The 13,807-nt window shown below is 39.8% G+C and carries 13 protein-coding genes; 7 read left to right on the top strand and 6 right to left on the bottom strand.

Annotated elements, in window-relative coordinates; genetic code table 11:
- Nucleotides 1–14: 14 nt before the first annotated feature.
- Nucleotides 15–647 (bottom strand): ligase-associated DNA damage response endonuclease PdeM, encoded by a 633-nt coding sequence (pdeM, locus tag SJY45_RS11590; RefSeq protein ID WP_400070847.1) that lies wholly within the window; start codon nucleotides 645–647, stop codon nucleotides 15–17.
- 76 nt (nucleotides 648–723) lie between these two features.
- Here pdeM and SJY45_RS11585 point away from each other — a divergent pair, with 76 nt between their 5' ends.
- On the top strand, nucleotides 724–1,161 hold the full coding sequence (locus SJY45_RS11585; RefSeq protein WP_400070845.1) for a lipocalin family protein: 438 nt from the start codon (nucleotides 724–726) through the stop codon (nucleotides 1,159–1,161).
- An 84-nt stretch (nucleotides 1,162–1,245) separates the two neighbouring features.
- Here the strand turns inward: SJY45_RS11585 and SJY45_RS11580 are convergent, their stop codons facing one another.
- The 4 genes from SJY45_RS11580 to SJY45_RS11565 all read right to left on the bottom strand — a co-directional run bounded on the left by SJY45_RS11580 (nucleotide 1,246) and on the right by SJY45_RS11565 (nucleotide 6,827).
- Nucleotides 1,246–3,711 (bottom strand): ligase-associated DNA damage response DEXH box helicase, encoded by a 2,466-nt coding sequence (locus tag SJY45_RS11580; RefSeq protein ID WP_400070843.1) that lies wholly within the window; start codon nucleotides 3,709–3,711, stop codon nucleotides 1,246–1,248.
- 24 nt (nucleotides 3,712–3,735) lie between these two features.
- Nucleotides 3,736–4,020 (bottom strand): GIY-YIG nuclease family protein, encoded by a 285-nt coding sequence (locus SJY45_RS11575; RefSeq protein WP_289060702.1) that lies wholly within the window; start codon nucleotides 4,018–4,020, stop codon nucleotides 3,736–3,738.
- Between the two features lie 81 nt (nucleotides 4,021–4,101).
- Nucleotides 4,102–5,730, bottom strand: coding sequence for an ATP-dependent DNA ligase (locus tag SJY45_RS11570; RefSeq protein WP_400074348.1), 1,629 nt, complete (start codon nucleotides 5,728–5,730; stop codon nucleotides 4,102–4,104).
- A gap of 62 nt (nucleotides 5,731–5,792) precedes the next feature.
- Entirely contained in the window at nucleotides 5,793–6,827 is a 1,035-nt protein-coding gene (locus SJY45_RS11565; protein ID WP_400070841.1) for a ligase-associated DNA damage response exonuclease, read from the bottom strand.
- Between the two features lie 149 nt (nucleotides 6,828–6,976).
- On the opposite strand from SJY45_RS11565, the gene SJY45_RS11560 reads away from it, so the two are divergent.
- On the top strand, nucleotides 6,977–7,399 hold the full coding sequence (locus SJY45_RS11560; RefSeq protein ID WP_215437513.1) for a TerB family tellurite resistance protein: 423 nt from the start codon (nucleotides 6,977–6,979) through the stop codon (nucleotides 7,397–7,399).
- Nucleotides 7,400–7,480: 81 nt separating this feature from the next.
- On the opposite strand, the gene fbp is transcribed toward SJY45_RS11560, so the two are convergent.
- The gene (gene fbp / locus SJY45_RS11555) at nucleotides 7,481–8,491 is read right to left on the bottom strand and encodes a class 1 fructose-bisphosphatase (protein ID WP_289037288.1); all 1,011 of its coding nucleotides are present in this window, start codon (nucleotides 8,489–8,491) and stop codon (nucleotides 7,481–7,483) included.
- A gap of 110 nt (nucleotides 8,492–8,601) precedes the next feature.
- On the opposite strand from fbp, the gene SJY45_RS11550 reads away from it, so the two are divergent.
- The 5 genes from SJY45_RS11550 to SJY45_RS11530 all read left to right on the top strand — a co-directional run bounded on the left by SJY45_RS11550 (nucleotide 8,602) and on the right by SJY45_RS11530 (nucleotide 13,796).
- Nucleotides 8,602–9,081, top strand: coding sequence for a GNAT family N-acetyltransferase (locus tag SJY45_RS11550; protein ID WP_400070838.1), 480 nt, complete (start codon nucleotides 8,602–8,604; stop codon nucleotides 9,079–9,081).
- Between the two features lie 11 nt (nucleotides 9,082–9,092).
- The gene (locus SJY45_RS11545; RefSeq protein WP_215437520.1) at nucleotides 9,093–9,428 is read left to right on the top strand and encodes a n-acetylglutamate synthase; all 336 of its coding nucleotides are present in this window, start codon (nucleotides 9,093–9,095) and stop codon (nucleotides 9,426–9,428) included.
- Between the two features lie 36 nt (nucleotides 9,429–9,464).
- Nucleotides 9,465–10,508, top strand: coding sequence for a serine hydrolase domain-containing protein (locus SJY45_RS11540; RefSeq protein WP_400070836.1), 1,044 nt, complete (start codon nucleotides 9,465–9,467; stop codon nucleotides 10,506–10,508).
- A 136-nt stretch (nucleotides 10,509–10,644) separates the two neighbouring features.
- A complete protein-coding gene (locus SJY45_RS11535; protein ID WP_400070834.1) occupies nucleotides 10,645–11,895 on the top strand; it encodes an aspartate kinase in 1,251 nt (416 codons plus the stop codon).
- 89 nt (nucleotides 11,896–11,984) lie between these two features.
- Nucleotides 11,985–13,796, top strand: a complete 1,812-nt coding sequence (locus tag SJY45_RS11530; protein WP_400070832.1) for a GNAT family N-acyltransferase — start codon at nucleotides 11,985–11,987, stop codon at nucleotides 13,794–13,796.
- Nucleotides 13,797–13,807: the final 11 nt, after the last annotated feature.

Raw genomic sequence — 13,807 nt, 5'->3', positions numbered from 1 at the left:
AGGCAATATAAACGTTATACCCTAATGACCTCGTCGTCGGCAATTACGAATATCTGGTCACTTTCTTGAGGTTCCAGAACATACGTTCCCGTAAATGCGCCAAAAGCGGGCAAAATCATTTGATTTTTTGTTTTGAAAAAACAGGGGAGTCTCAGGTGTTGACGCCCAAAACCCTTCAGTTTTATAGCAGGATGTATGTGTCCGCAAAAATTGAACAAACCTTCTCTTTCGTCAGGGTGGTGGGTAAGTAGGAAGTCTTCTACGATTAATTCGTCAAATTGGTCTATTTCCAATGCTTCAAATCTTTCAGGAGCTATGATGTCATGGTTGCCGGCAATCAATGTGATTTTTGATGGGGTTTTTGCCACCCAATTCTCAAATAGTGCCCATTCTTTATTGATGTGCGAATGAAACAGGTCTCCCATAAAGCATACATTGAAAGGTTGGTAGGTTTTGATGAGTTCATCCATCAAAATATAATTTTTATGTACCGCATATTTTGGAACCGCGGCACCAAATTTTCTAAAATGAGAAACCTTTCCTAAATGCACATCACTTATGAGAAGCGTTGATTTTTCCTCCCAAAAAAGTGCACCTGAAGGGTGCATGGTAAAATGGTGTTTTTTTATTTCCAAAGATGGGGCCATAACGAACAAAGATACTAAAAGGATGAATGACCCGTTTTGTTAAAAATCAAATAACAAAAACCCCAAACCTTTACTTATGAAAAGAAGTTTTATTTTACTCAGTGCAATTACCCTTGGTTTATTTTCTTCATGTAGTGATGACGATAGTTCAGAAAGCCCAGAAGATGCATTGATAGGCTCTTGGCAGCTTGTTTCAGAATCGGAAAATGACGACCCCTTTGAACTGGATAATTGTGATTTGGAAGAGACTGTAATTTTTAAATCTGATGGAATTTTTGAATATATAGATTACGATCCTGCTGAAGATAATGAAAATGAATGTGTGGTAGATGATAATGATAATTTCTCTGGAAAGTGGGAAATAATTGAGGCAGGTAAATTGTTTACTGCTGAAGATGGCTTTGATGGAGAAACTGCTGATTATACAATTTCAGGAGATCAGCTTACTATTTCAACTGTAGACCAGGATGAAAATGGCACTTATGTTTATAAAGCGACTTACAAAAAGAAATGATATAAGATTGAGCACAACATAAGCTTATTTTGTTGAAGATAATCTGCCTGCTAAGTCCTAAGGATTAGCAGGTTTTTTTTGCTCTTATTTTTTCATTAGAATCTTGGTCATGCGCTTAATACGATCGGCCAATTTTTCCGAACTCAGTTTTTCTCGCAGTCTGTCCGTTATAATCGGAAACGAAAAGGGAGTGGCTCTTGAACATTCCTTCCAGACAATAGTTTGATGTTCAATTCGCGTAAGGGCCATTCGTAAACGCCCTTCTTCCAATTGATGCTCAAAAGTTTCAGTGAATGCCTGTTGAAAAAGTAGATTGTCCGCTTCATAATCCTTAAAAACATCAAATAATAACTGGGAATTGCTTTGCAGGTGCTTCATTTTAATACCCTTATTAGGATACCCGGTAAAGACCATACCGCTAATTACGGCGATATCGCGAAATTTGCGGCGCGCCATTTCGTTGGAGTTGAGGCTCTTCTGTAAATCGGATAACATATAATCCGTAGTGAACAAATCATTGTCCAAAACCGCTTGAATGTCTATGGGCTTATCGCTCAACATTTCAAAACCATAATCATTGAATGCCAAGGAGACCGTTATAGGTTGCAACAGACTAATTCGGTAAGACAGCAAACTACTCATAGCCTCATGAACGGCCCTGCCTTCAAAAGGGTAGAATATGTGGTGGTACCCGTCTCTGGTCTTAAAGGTTTCTATTAAAAATTCCGCAGGTGTGGGAACGATACTTTCTTCCCGCTGTTTGTCGAAAATAGGTTTAAGCGATTTTAATTCCGGACCTTGCAACTCATTGGCAGCAGCTTTGTATAGTTCTTGACGAAGCAATTCTGACATCTGTGCCGAAAAACTAAGTCGCCCTCCCATCCAACTAGGAACCTTATTGGTCTTTTTAGTGGAGTTACGTACATGCGCCTGCATGCCTTTAATTCGGATGAATTCCAAATTTCTTCCTGCAAATGTAAAGACATCCCCTCGTGTCAATTTAGAAATAAAATACTCTTCAATAGAGCCAATATAACCTCCAGTTTGGTATTTGACGGTGATAGTGGCATCACCAACAATTGTCCCGATTTGAAAACGATGGCGCATGGCGATACCACGGTTATTCACCTTAAACTTACCATCTGCTTCAACCTCCACTTTTTTATATTCGTCATAACTGCTTAGGCTTTGGCTGCCCATCACCAAAAAATTCAATAGCCATTGCCATTGGTCTTCGGTGATACCTTGGTAGCAAAAAGTTCGTCTTATTTCAGGAAAAATATCATTGGGATAAAACCCGTCCGAGATGGCCAAAGTGGTCAAATACTGAAGGAGTACATCAAAACTGTTGAGGTAGGGCAGGCGGTCTTCCACGGCATTATCCTTGACGGCCACTTGTAATGCGGATGCTTCAATAAGTTCCATGGCGTGGGTAGGTAAAAAATGAATGACACTTTCCTTTCCGGGGCGGTGGCCACTACGGCCCGCACGTTGTAAAAAACGGGCTACGCCCTTTGGTCCGCCAATTTGTATGACGGTTTCCACGGGAGCGAAATCCACACCCAAGTCCAAACTAGAGGTACAGACCACAGCTTTAAGGCTCTCTTTTCTGATGGCCTGTTCTACCCAAAGTCTTGTTTCTTTGTTGATGCTTCCGTGGTGCATGGCTATCTCCCCCGCATATTCAGGGTGTTTTTCCAAGATTTTCTGGAACCATATTTCACACTGGCTACGGGTATTGGTAAATAACAGGGTGGTTTTACTATTGTTGATAATAGGAACAACATCTTCCAGTAAATGGAGTCCTAGGTGCCCACGCCACGGGAAGGTTTCCATCTTTTTGGGAATGATGCTCCTTACCTTGATTTTCTTTTTGATATTTGCCCTTATCATGACGGAATTTTCCAAGGCTTCCGTTTGTGGGCCTAATAGTACTTCCCGAGCTTGGTCCAGGTTGCCAATTGTTGCTGAGATTCCCCAAATACGAAGGTCTTTAGATATGGTTTTCAAACGAGATAGGGCCAGTTCCATTTGAACACCCCGCTTGGTGCCCAACAGTTCATGCCATTCATCAACCACGATTGCAGAACAGTCTTTAAAAATCTTATTGTAGCCTTTTGTAGCCAATAAAAGCTGAAGACTTTCAGGCGTTGTAATCAATAGATCGGGCATTTGTTTTTTCTGTCCTGCCCGTTCTTTGGCCGTAGTATCGCCGGTTCTTATGCCTACGGTCATCTGGGTTTCTAAATCTGAGGTGACCCGCTCTGCCGATTGCCTGATTTCTTGTGAAAGTGCCCGTAAAGGGGTAATCCAAATGGCTTTCAAGCCTTTTTTGTGTTTGGTCTTGTACTGCGGATTTTTCTTGATGTAATTTAAGACAATGGGAAACCAAAGTGCATAAGTTTTACCACTGCCCGTTGGAGCGTTTAACAGTCCGTTTTTACCTTGTAGGAAAGCTTTCCAAGTATCTTTTTGAAACTTGAAAGGCTTCCAGTTTTTTTGGTCGAACCAATTTTGTGCGACTTGATAAAGTTCTTCTCTTGTAGTCATTGCGAGCAGCGCGAAGCAATCTGTTTAATGTATGGAAAGGTCAATCCATTCCGGATTTTCGTTATTTATTAAGTCCATTTTTCGTTTTCTATTACCGGCCTTTAATTGTTTTTCTCTTGCAAAAGCGTCATTTATGTTTTCGAATTCTTCAAAATATACAAGTAGCGTGCAATTGTATCTCTTACTAAAGGCATTCTTGTATTTGCCAGTTTTATGTTCGAGTATTCTCCGTTTTAAATCGTTTGTAGCGCCTACATACAGGACAGTTTTGTTTTTATTGGTCAATATGTAACAATATCCTTTGGTCATACATTTGTTCCGTAAGTAAAGCTCTCAGTTAAATTATTCGATTCTGATTAAGTAAGTTAGTGATTATACCTAATTAGAGGTTTACTTGCCGAGAGATTCCTTCACTACGTTCGGAATCATCGACTTTAAATCGTCTAAGGAATTGGCTTCGTGAATATTTTTGTCTTTGCGCCATCTCAATATCCTTGGAAATCTAGTGGCCACACCGCTTTTGTGCCTCTTGGATAAAGCTATGCCCTCAAATGCAATTTCAAACACGTGATGAGGGGTAACCGAGCGTACGGGTCCAAACCGTTCCAAGGTGTTTTTCTTGATCCAAGCATCAACTTTTCTAAATTCGGCATCGGTCAATCCTGAATAAGCTTTGGCAAAAGTAACCAGTTCCTTTTCACCTTCGTCATTTTCGTTCCATAGAGCAAAGGTATAATCGGTAAACAGATTACTGCGTCTACCATGTCCTCGCATGGCATAGGTTAGGACGGCATCAATGGTCAACGGGTCTACTTTCCATTTCCACCAATCCCCTTTTTTTCTTCCCACTAAATAAGGGGAGTCCTTACGTTTAAGCATGAGTCCTTCGCTGAACATTTCCCGGGAGCGTTCCCTCTCCTTGGCGACTTCCTCCCAAGAGCTAAAATGCATTGTTTCGGAAAGGTGAAACGGTATATCTGTATTATCCGTCTTTTGGTATAATTTTTCTAAAATGGCTCTGCGCTCAGCAAAGGGTTTGTTTCTGATATCCTTTCCCTCCCATTCCAGAACATCATAGGCCTTTAGGATAACGGGTACCTTTTTAAGTAAGGCCTTTGAAACGGTCTTGCGTCCAATGCGTGTCTGCAAATCGTTGAAAGTGCCTATTTGTCCATCAATATAGGGTAGGATTTCCCCGTCTATTACCGTGCCGTTGGGAATCGTTGTTTCAAATTGGTTGAACTCAGGATATTTATCGGTCACCAATTCTTCACCACGGCTCCAAACAAACAGCTCGTCATTTCTGAGAATTACCTGCGAACGTATGCCATCCCATTTATGTTCTGCGGACCACAAGCTAACATCACCCAAATCTTCCGGCTCACCCTCAATAGCATATGCAAGATAAAAAGGGTAGGGTTTAGACAGATAATCGCTTTCGTTTTCTTCTAAGATAAGCTCTTGAAAGGTAATTGTGTTCGGGTCCCAGTTCCCCATAAGTTTATAGGCCAAAATATCTTCATCTATTTCAGTGGCCTTTGCCAATGCCCTGGTCATTAATTTCTGGCTTACACCAATGCGAAACCCTCCAGTAATCAATTTGGTAAAAACAAAACGCTCATAATAATCAAGTACTTTCCAGTTTTCAAAGAGGTAGGTTTTTTTGTCATCATCCGATTTCTTTTTTAATGCAATCATCTCCTCCAAAAATTGGGTCAATGTTTTTTCTGTGGATGTTTTGCTGGATGGAACAATGAGAGCGATGGTTTCGGCCAAATCGCCCACAATGTGATAGCTTTCCTCAAACAACCAAAGTGGAATGTTGGCCAGTTCGGAAGCCCATTCCCGTAATAGGGTGGTGTTTACGGGACGAGGTGGGCGACGATGCGATAAAATGGCAATCGTCCATACTTTATCCTTGTTGCTCGCTGCCAAAAAATAATCCGTCAAGGCCTGGACCTTAACATTGGTCTTATTGGTGCTGTCCAAGGTTTTTATCAATGCGGCAAAACCACGCATACCAAGTTCCTTCGATTCAAAAACCGTAGCATTATCAATTTCCGATGTAGTTTGTTCTTGCTTCATGAGGTCTGGGTTTCAAGGGCTGTGGTCTCTTCTGGGGTAGCGTTGTCTTCCTCATCACCGTATTGGGTTTCTTCCGTACGGGCGTCATAACCCTGTTCGCGCAGGTATCTTGAAAAGATTTCGGTATACCCGTGGGTGCAAATGATTTTTTCCGCTCCCGTTGCCTCAATGCTGGATAGGAGCCCCTGCCAGTCGCAATGGTCGCTCAGAACAAAACCTTTGTCAATGGCCCTTCTGCGGCGGGCACCTCTAAAAGTCATCCAACCACTTGCGGAAGCGGTAACGTATGGAACCATTTTACGGATCCAAGTGCTACCATGTGCACTGGGCGGAGCTAGAACAATATTTCCAAGAAGTTCCTCTTTTTTAGTTTCCTTAGTAATTAAGGTCGTTTCAGGAAAATCCACTAATGGGCGAAGCACTTGGGTCATGTTCTCAATGGCTCCATGGGTGTATATTTTGCCGATATCCGTATTCAGATATTTGAGTAGCCTTTGAGCTTTTCCTAAGCTATAACCAAATAGAATTGAGGTTTTCCCCTCAGCCTGGTTATCCGTCCACCACTGGTTGATATTTTCAAAAACCTCTTGCTGGGGAGTCCATTTAAAAGCGGGTAGGCCAAAGGTGCATTCCGTAATGAAGGTGTCGCATTTAATGGGTTCGTAGGGGGTAGAGATACCGTCGCTTTCGGTTTTGTAATCTCCCGTAAACACCCAAACCTCACCTTTATGCTCTACTCTAATTTGTGATGAACCAATAATATGGCCAGCAGGATGAAGGCTGAATTTTACATTATTAATAGTAAAGGATTCTCCCCATTCCCTACCGGAAACATTAATTTTCCCTAGACGGTGGCTGATTATAGGTACATTTCTATGATGTGTAATATATTGCTTGTGCCCCCATCTGCTATGGTCTGCATGACCGTGAGAGATTATGGCTTTATCTACAGGTTTCCACGGGTCTAGATAAACCTTGGCGGCACTGCAATAAATACCTTTATCGGTGAATTCAAGAAGCGGTTTTTTCATGTTCATTGAAAGTTACGTAATATTCTGAAATGCCATCCGTATACATTAAGATGTGGTGTAATGCCAAAAGATGGGTTCAAAATAATCATATGGGAGGAAGGGAATGACCTCTAAAAAAATTATATTTGCTGCCAATAAAATTGATACATATGGCAATCGCAGATTTATATACTAGTGGTGAGCACAGAAGAAACTTAGCGCATTTTGCGGCTATTGCAACTTTGGCTAGTGTAGACGGAGAAATAAGCTCGGAAGAAAAAAGTATGTTGGACCGTTTTGCGGCAAAGTTCGATATAACTGAATCCGAGTATAAAGAGGTGATGAAAAAGGAGAATAAATATCCTATTGATCCACCACATACTTCAGAAAACAGATTGGAGCGTCTTTATGATCTTTTCCGTATTATCTTTTCTGACCATCACATAGATGATGAGGAAATGGTATTATTAAAAAAGTACGCTATCGGACTTGGTTTTTCAGGAGAGCAGGCCGATAAGGTAATTGAGAAGTCTGTTGCTATTTTTAGCGGAAGAATAGATTTTGATGATTATTTATACCTTTTGAAACACTAAGGTAAAGCATAAAAAAAGCCCGGAAACTATTTATTTTCCGGGCTTTTTTATTCTTAGGATGCTTTTGGGTATTTGGTGTGATCAATGGTATTTGTCTAGAAATTCTTGTAGTTTTTCTACCATTTTTCTACTTCCGCAGAAGAAAGGCACACGTTGGTGCAATTCTGTAGGAACAATATCCAAGATGCGGGTTTTACCACCAGTTGCCAGTCCGTTGGCCTGTTCGGCTAAAAATGCCATAGGATTACATTCGTATAAAAGACGCAGTTTGCCCTCTTGGGTTACACTACTTTTAGGATACATGTAGATACCGCCTTTAATCATATTTCTATGAAAATCGGAGACCAAAGAGCCAATATACCTTGAGGTATAAGGTCTGTCTCCTTCTTCGGCCTGGCAATATTTAATATAATCTTTTACCCCTTGGTGAAAATGCACGTATTTACCTTCGTTTACGGAATAGATAGTTCCGTTTTCAGGAAATTGCATGTTAGGGTGTGATAGATAGAAGGTGCCAATAGCGGGATTCAATGTAAATCCGTTTACGCCATCTCCCGTAGTGTAAACAAGCATGGTTGAAGTTCCGTACACCACATACCCTGCAGCTACTTGCTGATTTCCGGGTTGTAGAAAATCCTCAATGGTAACGGGTGTGCCTACTGGGGTAACTCTTCGGTAGATAGAAAATATAGTACCTACGGAAACATTTACGTCTACGTTAGACGATCCGTCCAAAGGGTCTATCAGTACTACATATTTGTTTTGGTTATCCTCGTCGTTACTGTTAATGGCTATAAAATCATCCTCTTCCTCAGAAGCTATTCCACAAACAATTTCCCTGTTAGCTAAGGTATTTATGAATTTTTCATTGGCAAAGACATCTAACTTCTGTTGGTCTTCCCCTTGAATATTAGTCTCACCGGCTTTTCCAAGAATATCTACTAGACCGGCTTTGTTTACTTCGTGGTTAACCACCTTTGCCGCCAAACGAATGGCATTGATTAACTTTGAAAGCTCTCCAGATGAGTATTTAAACGAATCTTGATTTTCAATAATAAACTCTCCGAGCGTTTGGTTTTTTTTGTGGTGCATGTTTAGGCTGTTTATTTGACCACAAATATCGGCTATTTTGTGAAACTATGTTCCATTGGTTTAGATTTGAATGTTTAAATTTATAACTTCGTGTTTTATTTATAACAATTATGAGCTATATAATTCGTGAAGCCCAAGAGGGTGATATGCCGCAAGTACTGACATTAATTAAAGAACTAGCTGTTTTTGAAAAGGAATCCAATGCTGTTGAGGTAACCGTAGAGGATTTGAAAAACGATGGTTTTGGTGAAAAAAAACTTTTTCACTGTTTTGTTGGTGAGACCCAAGAAGGGATTGTGGGTATGGCTTTGGTCTATCCAAGATACTCTACTTGGAAAGGACCGGTAATTCACCTAGAAGACCTCATTGTTACGGAAAAGATGCGTGGTAGTGGCCTGGGAAGTGCCCTTTTAAAAGAAGTGGTCAATTATGGGAACGACTTGGGTGTGCGAAGAATCTGTTGGGAAGTATTGGACTGGAATGAGCCGGCCATTGCTTTCTATGAAAAAAATGGGGCAAGGGTAATGCGCGACTGGGACGTGGTGCAATTAGACGAAAACGGCATTAAAACATTTTTGGAACTCCAATAAGGTCTATTGTAATGAACTACGATGGTAAAAGATTCCGCCCGGTGCAGAATTCCGATAACGGGGAAACTACACAAGAGACTATTTTTGAGTATCGGCAGACAGGCAACATTCTCACTTCTGAGTATGCAGGAGGTAAGATTGTAAAAGGCCATCTCATAGGTTTGGTAGATGAAAACGGAAATATAGACATGCGCTACCATCAAGTAAATACAGATGGAGCATTAATGACAGGCACATGCTTGTCTAAGCCAGAAATAAACAAAGAAGGAAAAATAAAGCTACATGAAAGTTGGCAGTGGACCTCTGGAGATGGTTCCCGAGGTACATCTATTCTAGAGGAGCTTTAATCCTAAATTAGGCATTATTTTGAAAAAGGATACTGAATGAAAATCGGTTTACTAATTTTAGCTTTTAATTGTTTGAATCTATTTTTATTAAATGGACAAGATAAAGATGAACCTTATACTGATTTGATTGCAAATGTGGATTCAAATATTAATAAAAGTGAGTTCAATGGAGTGGTGTCGATTTCTTCTGGTTTAGTTAATATTTATACTAAAGCGATAGGGTATTCGGACCTTGAAGAAAGAATTCCAATGGAATTAAAAAATCAATTCGTCATTGGTTCGATTAGTAAACAAATTACTGCTGTTTTAATCTTACGGGAATTTGAAAAAGGAAATCTCAACTTAGATGATAAAATCAATAAATACTTAGAGAGTGTTGAGCAACCTTGGTCTGAAAAGGTGACAATTCACCATTTATTAACCCATACTCATGGGATTTCGGATGTTGAAAAACCGTTAGAATTTAAAGAAGGTTCGCAATTTAAATATTCTCAGTTAGGTTATGAATTACTTGCTAGAATTCTTCAAAAAATAACGGGTAATACTTTTGAAGAAAATTCTTCTGATCTATTTTTAGAATACGGTTTTGATTATACATTTCACCCTAAGAATAAAGAATATGATTTTTTGGCAAAGGGCTATGAGGAAGATGAGAAGGGAACTATGAATTTTTCAACTGACAGTTTTGACAATTATGTCGCTGCTGGTGGTTTTATTTCCAATGCGATAGATTTAAAAAAATGGAATGAATTACTATACTCGGGACAATTGGTGACGAAACAAACACTGAAACTAATGTCAACTAGATACGCTTCAAGAGTTCATCCAATTTTTGGAACGATTGAATACGGTTATGGATTACTCTTCAAAGACGGCAATGAAAACATTGAGATTGGAGCTTTGGGATACGCACCAGGGTTTGTTTCAGCTTGTTATTTTTATCCATCAACTAAAATAAACGTTATAATTCTGGAAAATACGGCGAGACATTTGGATGATTTTAAGCAAACTTTTAAAGTCCATACGGGAATAATGGATGTAGTAAAAGAACATACACTTCAAAGTGTATATAGCAAATAGATTGGTAAGTATTGATTTTATTGGTATAGATTTAGAGCAAATGAAGAATTTTGGGTACCGGCTCAAATGGACGTAATATTTTCTTGCGACTTATGGTCTACCTGACATAAAAAATTTAAGATAAATAGTAAAACATATGCGAGTATTTAAGTTTGGCGGTGCATCGGTAAAAGATGCTGATGGAGTAAAAAACGTGGTGAATGTACTAAGGCAAACAGGCCATGAAAATACTATGGTTGTTGTATCCGCCATGGGCAAAACTACCAATGCTATGGAAGCAACGGTAAATGCCTATTTTAATGATAAGTCCGCTTTAACGGCTGCTTTTCAAGAAACAATAGCATATCATGATGCTATTCTTAGAGACCTTTTTTCAAACAATAGCCATGAGGTATTTACTTTGGTCAAAGGTTTGTTTGATGAGGTGCAAGGTTTTTTGGCTTGGAACAAATCGCCCAATTATAATTTTGTGTACGACCAAGTCGTGGGTTATGGCGAATTAATTTCAACAACTATCCTCAATGCCTATTTGAATGATGTAGGGATAAAAAGCAACTGGGTAGATATTCGAGATTTTATAAAAACCAATGACAGTTATCGTGATGTTTCCGTAAACTGGGAGAAGACCCAAGACCGCATTACCAAAGGTATAGATAAATCCAAATTGAACATTACCCAAGGTTTTTTAGGTAGTGATGACAATAACTTTACAACTACTTTGGGTAGGGAAGGTTCGGATTATACCGCGGCTATATTGGCCTATTGCTTAAATGCGGATTCGGTTACTATTTGGAAAGATGTACCCGGTGTACTTAATGCCGATCCAAGGTATTTTTCCGAAACCCAACTGTTGAACAACATATCTTATCGTGAGGCCATTGAGCTTGCTTTCTACGGAGCTTCCGTAATACACCCAAAAACGTTACAGCCTCTACAACAAAAAGAGATTCCACTTCACGTAAAATCATTTCTAAATCCAAAAGATTCTGGTACCACTGTAGGTAAAGGAGTTGGCATAGAGCCAAAAGTACCTTGTTTTATCGTGAAGAAAAATCAAGTTCTTATGAAGCTTTCCTCATTGGATTTTTCTTTCATTGTAGAAGATAGTATAAGTGAACTTTTTAAGCTGTTCCATGATCACAAGATGAAGGTAGATCTGATACAGAATTCCGCAATTAGTTTTTCTGTTTGTGTCGATAATCGTTTTGGACGTTTAGAGGATCTTTTAAACTTGCTTAAGAGCAGGTTCAAGGTCGTGCACCATGAAGGCGTATCTCTCTATACCATAAGACATTTTGATGAAAAGGCTATTGAGTCTTTGCAAAACGGACACGAAGTTCTTTTAGAGCAACGGGGTAAGGAGACACTACAGTTGGTGGTAAAGTAATATTGATCGTGTAAGTCTAAATTTGTTAAAAAGGGAGTCTCCTCTAGTGTTTTTCCTATCTTAGCGGTCACCTAATTGATAAAAGAACTATGGGTTTAGTGACCGCAAAAGAAGTGGCCAAAGCTACCAAACTTGATAAATACGGGGTTTTTGGTACGTTTTCGGCTTGGATACTGCTTAAGGTCACGATGATTTCTAACATGAACAGGAGGTATGATAAGATGAGCCATCTAGAGGGCTCGGAATTCTTGGATGCCGTTCTTGAAGAGTATGAAATTGATTATGAAATACCCGAGGAAGACTTAAAACGTTTGCCAAAAGAAGGACCTTTCATTACGGTAAGCAACCACCCTTTAGGAGGGATAGATGGTATAGTCTTATTAAAGCTGATGCTGGGCCATAGGTCAGATTATAAGGTAATGGCCAACTTCCTGTTACAGCGTTTTAAACCCTTGGCACAGTACATTTTTCCGGTAAATCCGTTTGAAGACCGTAAAGAGGCCAAGAGCAGTATTTCGGGATTTAAGAATGCCATGTTGCATCTAAGGCAAGGTCACCCCGTTGGGATATTTCCTGCAGGAGAGGTATCTACTCGCAAAGAGGGTAAAATAGCGGTAGATAAACCTTGGGAAGAAACGGCTATTAAACTTATTAGAAAAGCAGAGGTACCTGTTGTTCCCATTTATTTTCACGCCAAGAATAGTAAATTGTTTTATCGCCTGGCAAAGATTGGTGGGGTGTTCCGTACCGCAAAGTTGCCTTCTGAAGTATTTTCGCAAAGAAACAGACCTATTAAAGTACGTATTGGTCAACCTATTTCCGTGGCAACTCAGAAAGAACAGGAAACGTTGGAAGAGTATTCCGAGTTGTTGCGGAGAAAAACATACATATTGGCCAATGCTTATGAAAAGGAGAGGTTAATAGATCAAATACCCACATCTCTAAAGTTACCCAAACAGCCTAGAAAAATAGCCCAGCCCGTTAGAGGAGAGGTTATAGAGGCCGAGATCGAAAAGCTTGTTGAGAATGATAGGCGAATGGTGCAAAGCAAGAACTATGAGGTGTTTTTGGCACCTGCGGATGAAATTCCGTTTACGCTTCAAGAAATTGGTCGTCAAAGAGAGATTACTTTTCGTGAAATTGGCGAGGGCACCAACAATTCTATAGATATTGATGAGTTTGATGCGTACTATCACCATATGTTTTTGTGGGATAACGAGGCAAAGGTAATTGCCGGAGCGTACCGTATGGGGCTTGGTTCTGAAATCTTTGCCAAGTATGGCATAGATGGGTTTTATCTTCAAGATTTGTTTCGGTTTGAGCCTGAACTTTTTGGTATGATGAGCAAGTCCATAGAAATGGGAAGGGCCTACATCGTAAAGGAATATCAATTAAAACCTATGCCGTTGTTCTTGCTCTGGAAGGGTATTGTGCATACTACGCTGCGCCATCCGGAACATAAATATTTAATTGGTGGTGTGAGTATTAGTAACCAATTTTCCAACTTTTCTAAATCGTTAATGATCGAGTTTATGAAGAGTAACTATTGGGATCCCTATGTAGCCCAGTATGTACGACCCAAAAAAGAATTTAAGGTAAAGTTGAAGGATGCGGATAAGGAGTTTGTTTTTGATGAGACTCAAGCCGATCTAAATAAGTTTGATAAATTGATCGATGAGGTAGAACCAGGAAATCTTAGGTTGCCCGTTCTCATTAAAAAGTACATAAAGCAAAATGCAAAAGTAGTCGCGTTTAATGTAGATCCATTGTTTAACAACGCCATAGATGGGTTAATGTACATTAAGATCGCAGATTTGCCCGAGAGTACGGTAAAACCTGTAATGGAGGAGTTTCAGGCGGAACTGGAGCGTAAGTTTATGGAGGCGCAACAAAACGTTTAGGGGGCTGTTTT

This window comes from Zobellia russellii, assembly GCF_044597075.1.
Taxonomy (GTDB): domain Bacteria; phylum Bacteroidota; class Bacteroidia; order Flavobacteriales; family Flavobacteriaceae; genus Zobellia; species Zobellia russellii.
Note: the sequence above shows the minus strand (reverse complement) of the source record. Positions and strands in the feature narration are given on the sequence as shown.

Coding starts and splice junctions, on each gene's coding strand:
- pdeM (WP_400070847.1), bottom strand. CDS start 647: ATGGCCCCATCTTTGGAAATAAAAAAACACCATTTTACCATGCACCCT.
- SJY45_RS11585 (WP_400070845.1), top strand. CDS start 724: ATGAAAAGAAGTTTTATTTTACTCAGTGCAATTACCCTTGGTTTATTT.
- SJY45_RS11580 (WP_400070843.1), bottom strand. CDS start 3,711: ATGACTACAAGAGAAGAACTTTATCAAGTCGCACAAAATTGGTTCGAC.
- SJY45_RS11575 (WP_289060702.1), bottom strand. CDS start 4,020: ATGACCAAAGGATATTGTTACATATTGACCAATAAAAACAAAACTGTC.
- SJY45_RS11570 (WP_400074348.1), bottom strand. CDS start 5,730: ATGCGTGGTTTTGCCGCATTGATAAAAACCTTGGACAGCACCAATAAG.
- SJY45_RS11565 (WP_400070841.1), bottom strand. CDS start 6,827: ATGAAAAAACCGCTTCTTGAATTCACCGATAAAGGTATTTATTGCAGT.
- SJY45_RS11560 (WP_215437513.1), top strand. CDS start 6,977: ATGGCAATCGCAGATTTATATACTAGTGGTGAGCACAGAAGAAACTTA.
- fbp (WP_289037288.1), bottom strand. CDS start 8,491: ATGCACCACAAAAAAAACCAAACGCTCGGAGAGTTTATTATTGAAAAT.
- SJY45_RS11550 (WP_400070838.1), top strand. CDS start 8,602: ATGAGCTATATAATTCGTGAAGCCCAAGAGGGTGATATGCCGCAAGTA.
- SJY45_RS11545 (WP_215437520.1), top strand. CDS start 9,093: ATGAACTACGATGGTAAAAGATTCCGCCCGGTGCAGAATTCCGATAAC.
- SJY45_RS11540 (WP_400070836.1), top strand. CDS start 9,465: ATGAAAATCGGTTTACTAATTTTAGCTTTTAATTGTTTGAATCTATTT.
- SJY45_RS11535 (WP_400070834.1), top strand. CDS start 10,645: ATGCGAGTATTTAAGTTTGGCGGTGCATCGGTAAAAGATGCTGATGGA.
- SJY45_RS11530 (WP_400070832.1), top strand. CDS start 11,985: ATGGGTTTAGTGACCGCAAAAGAAGTGGCCAAAGCTACCAAACTTGAT.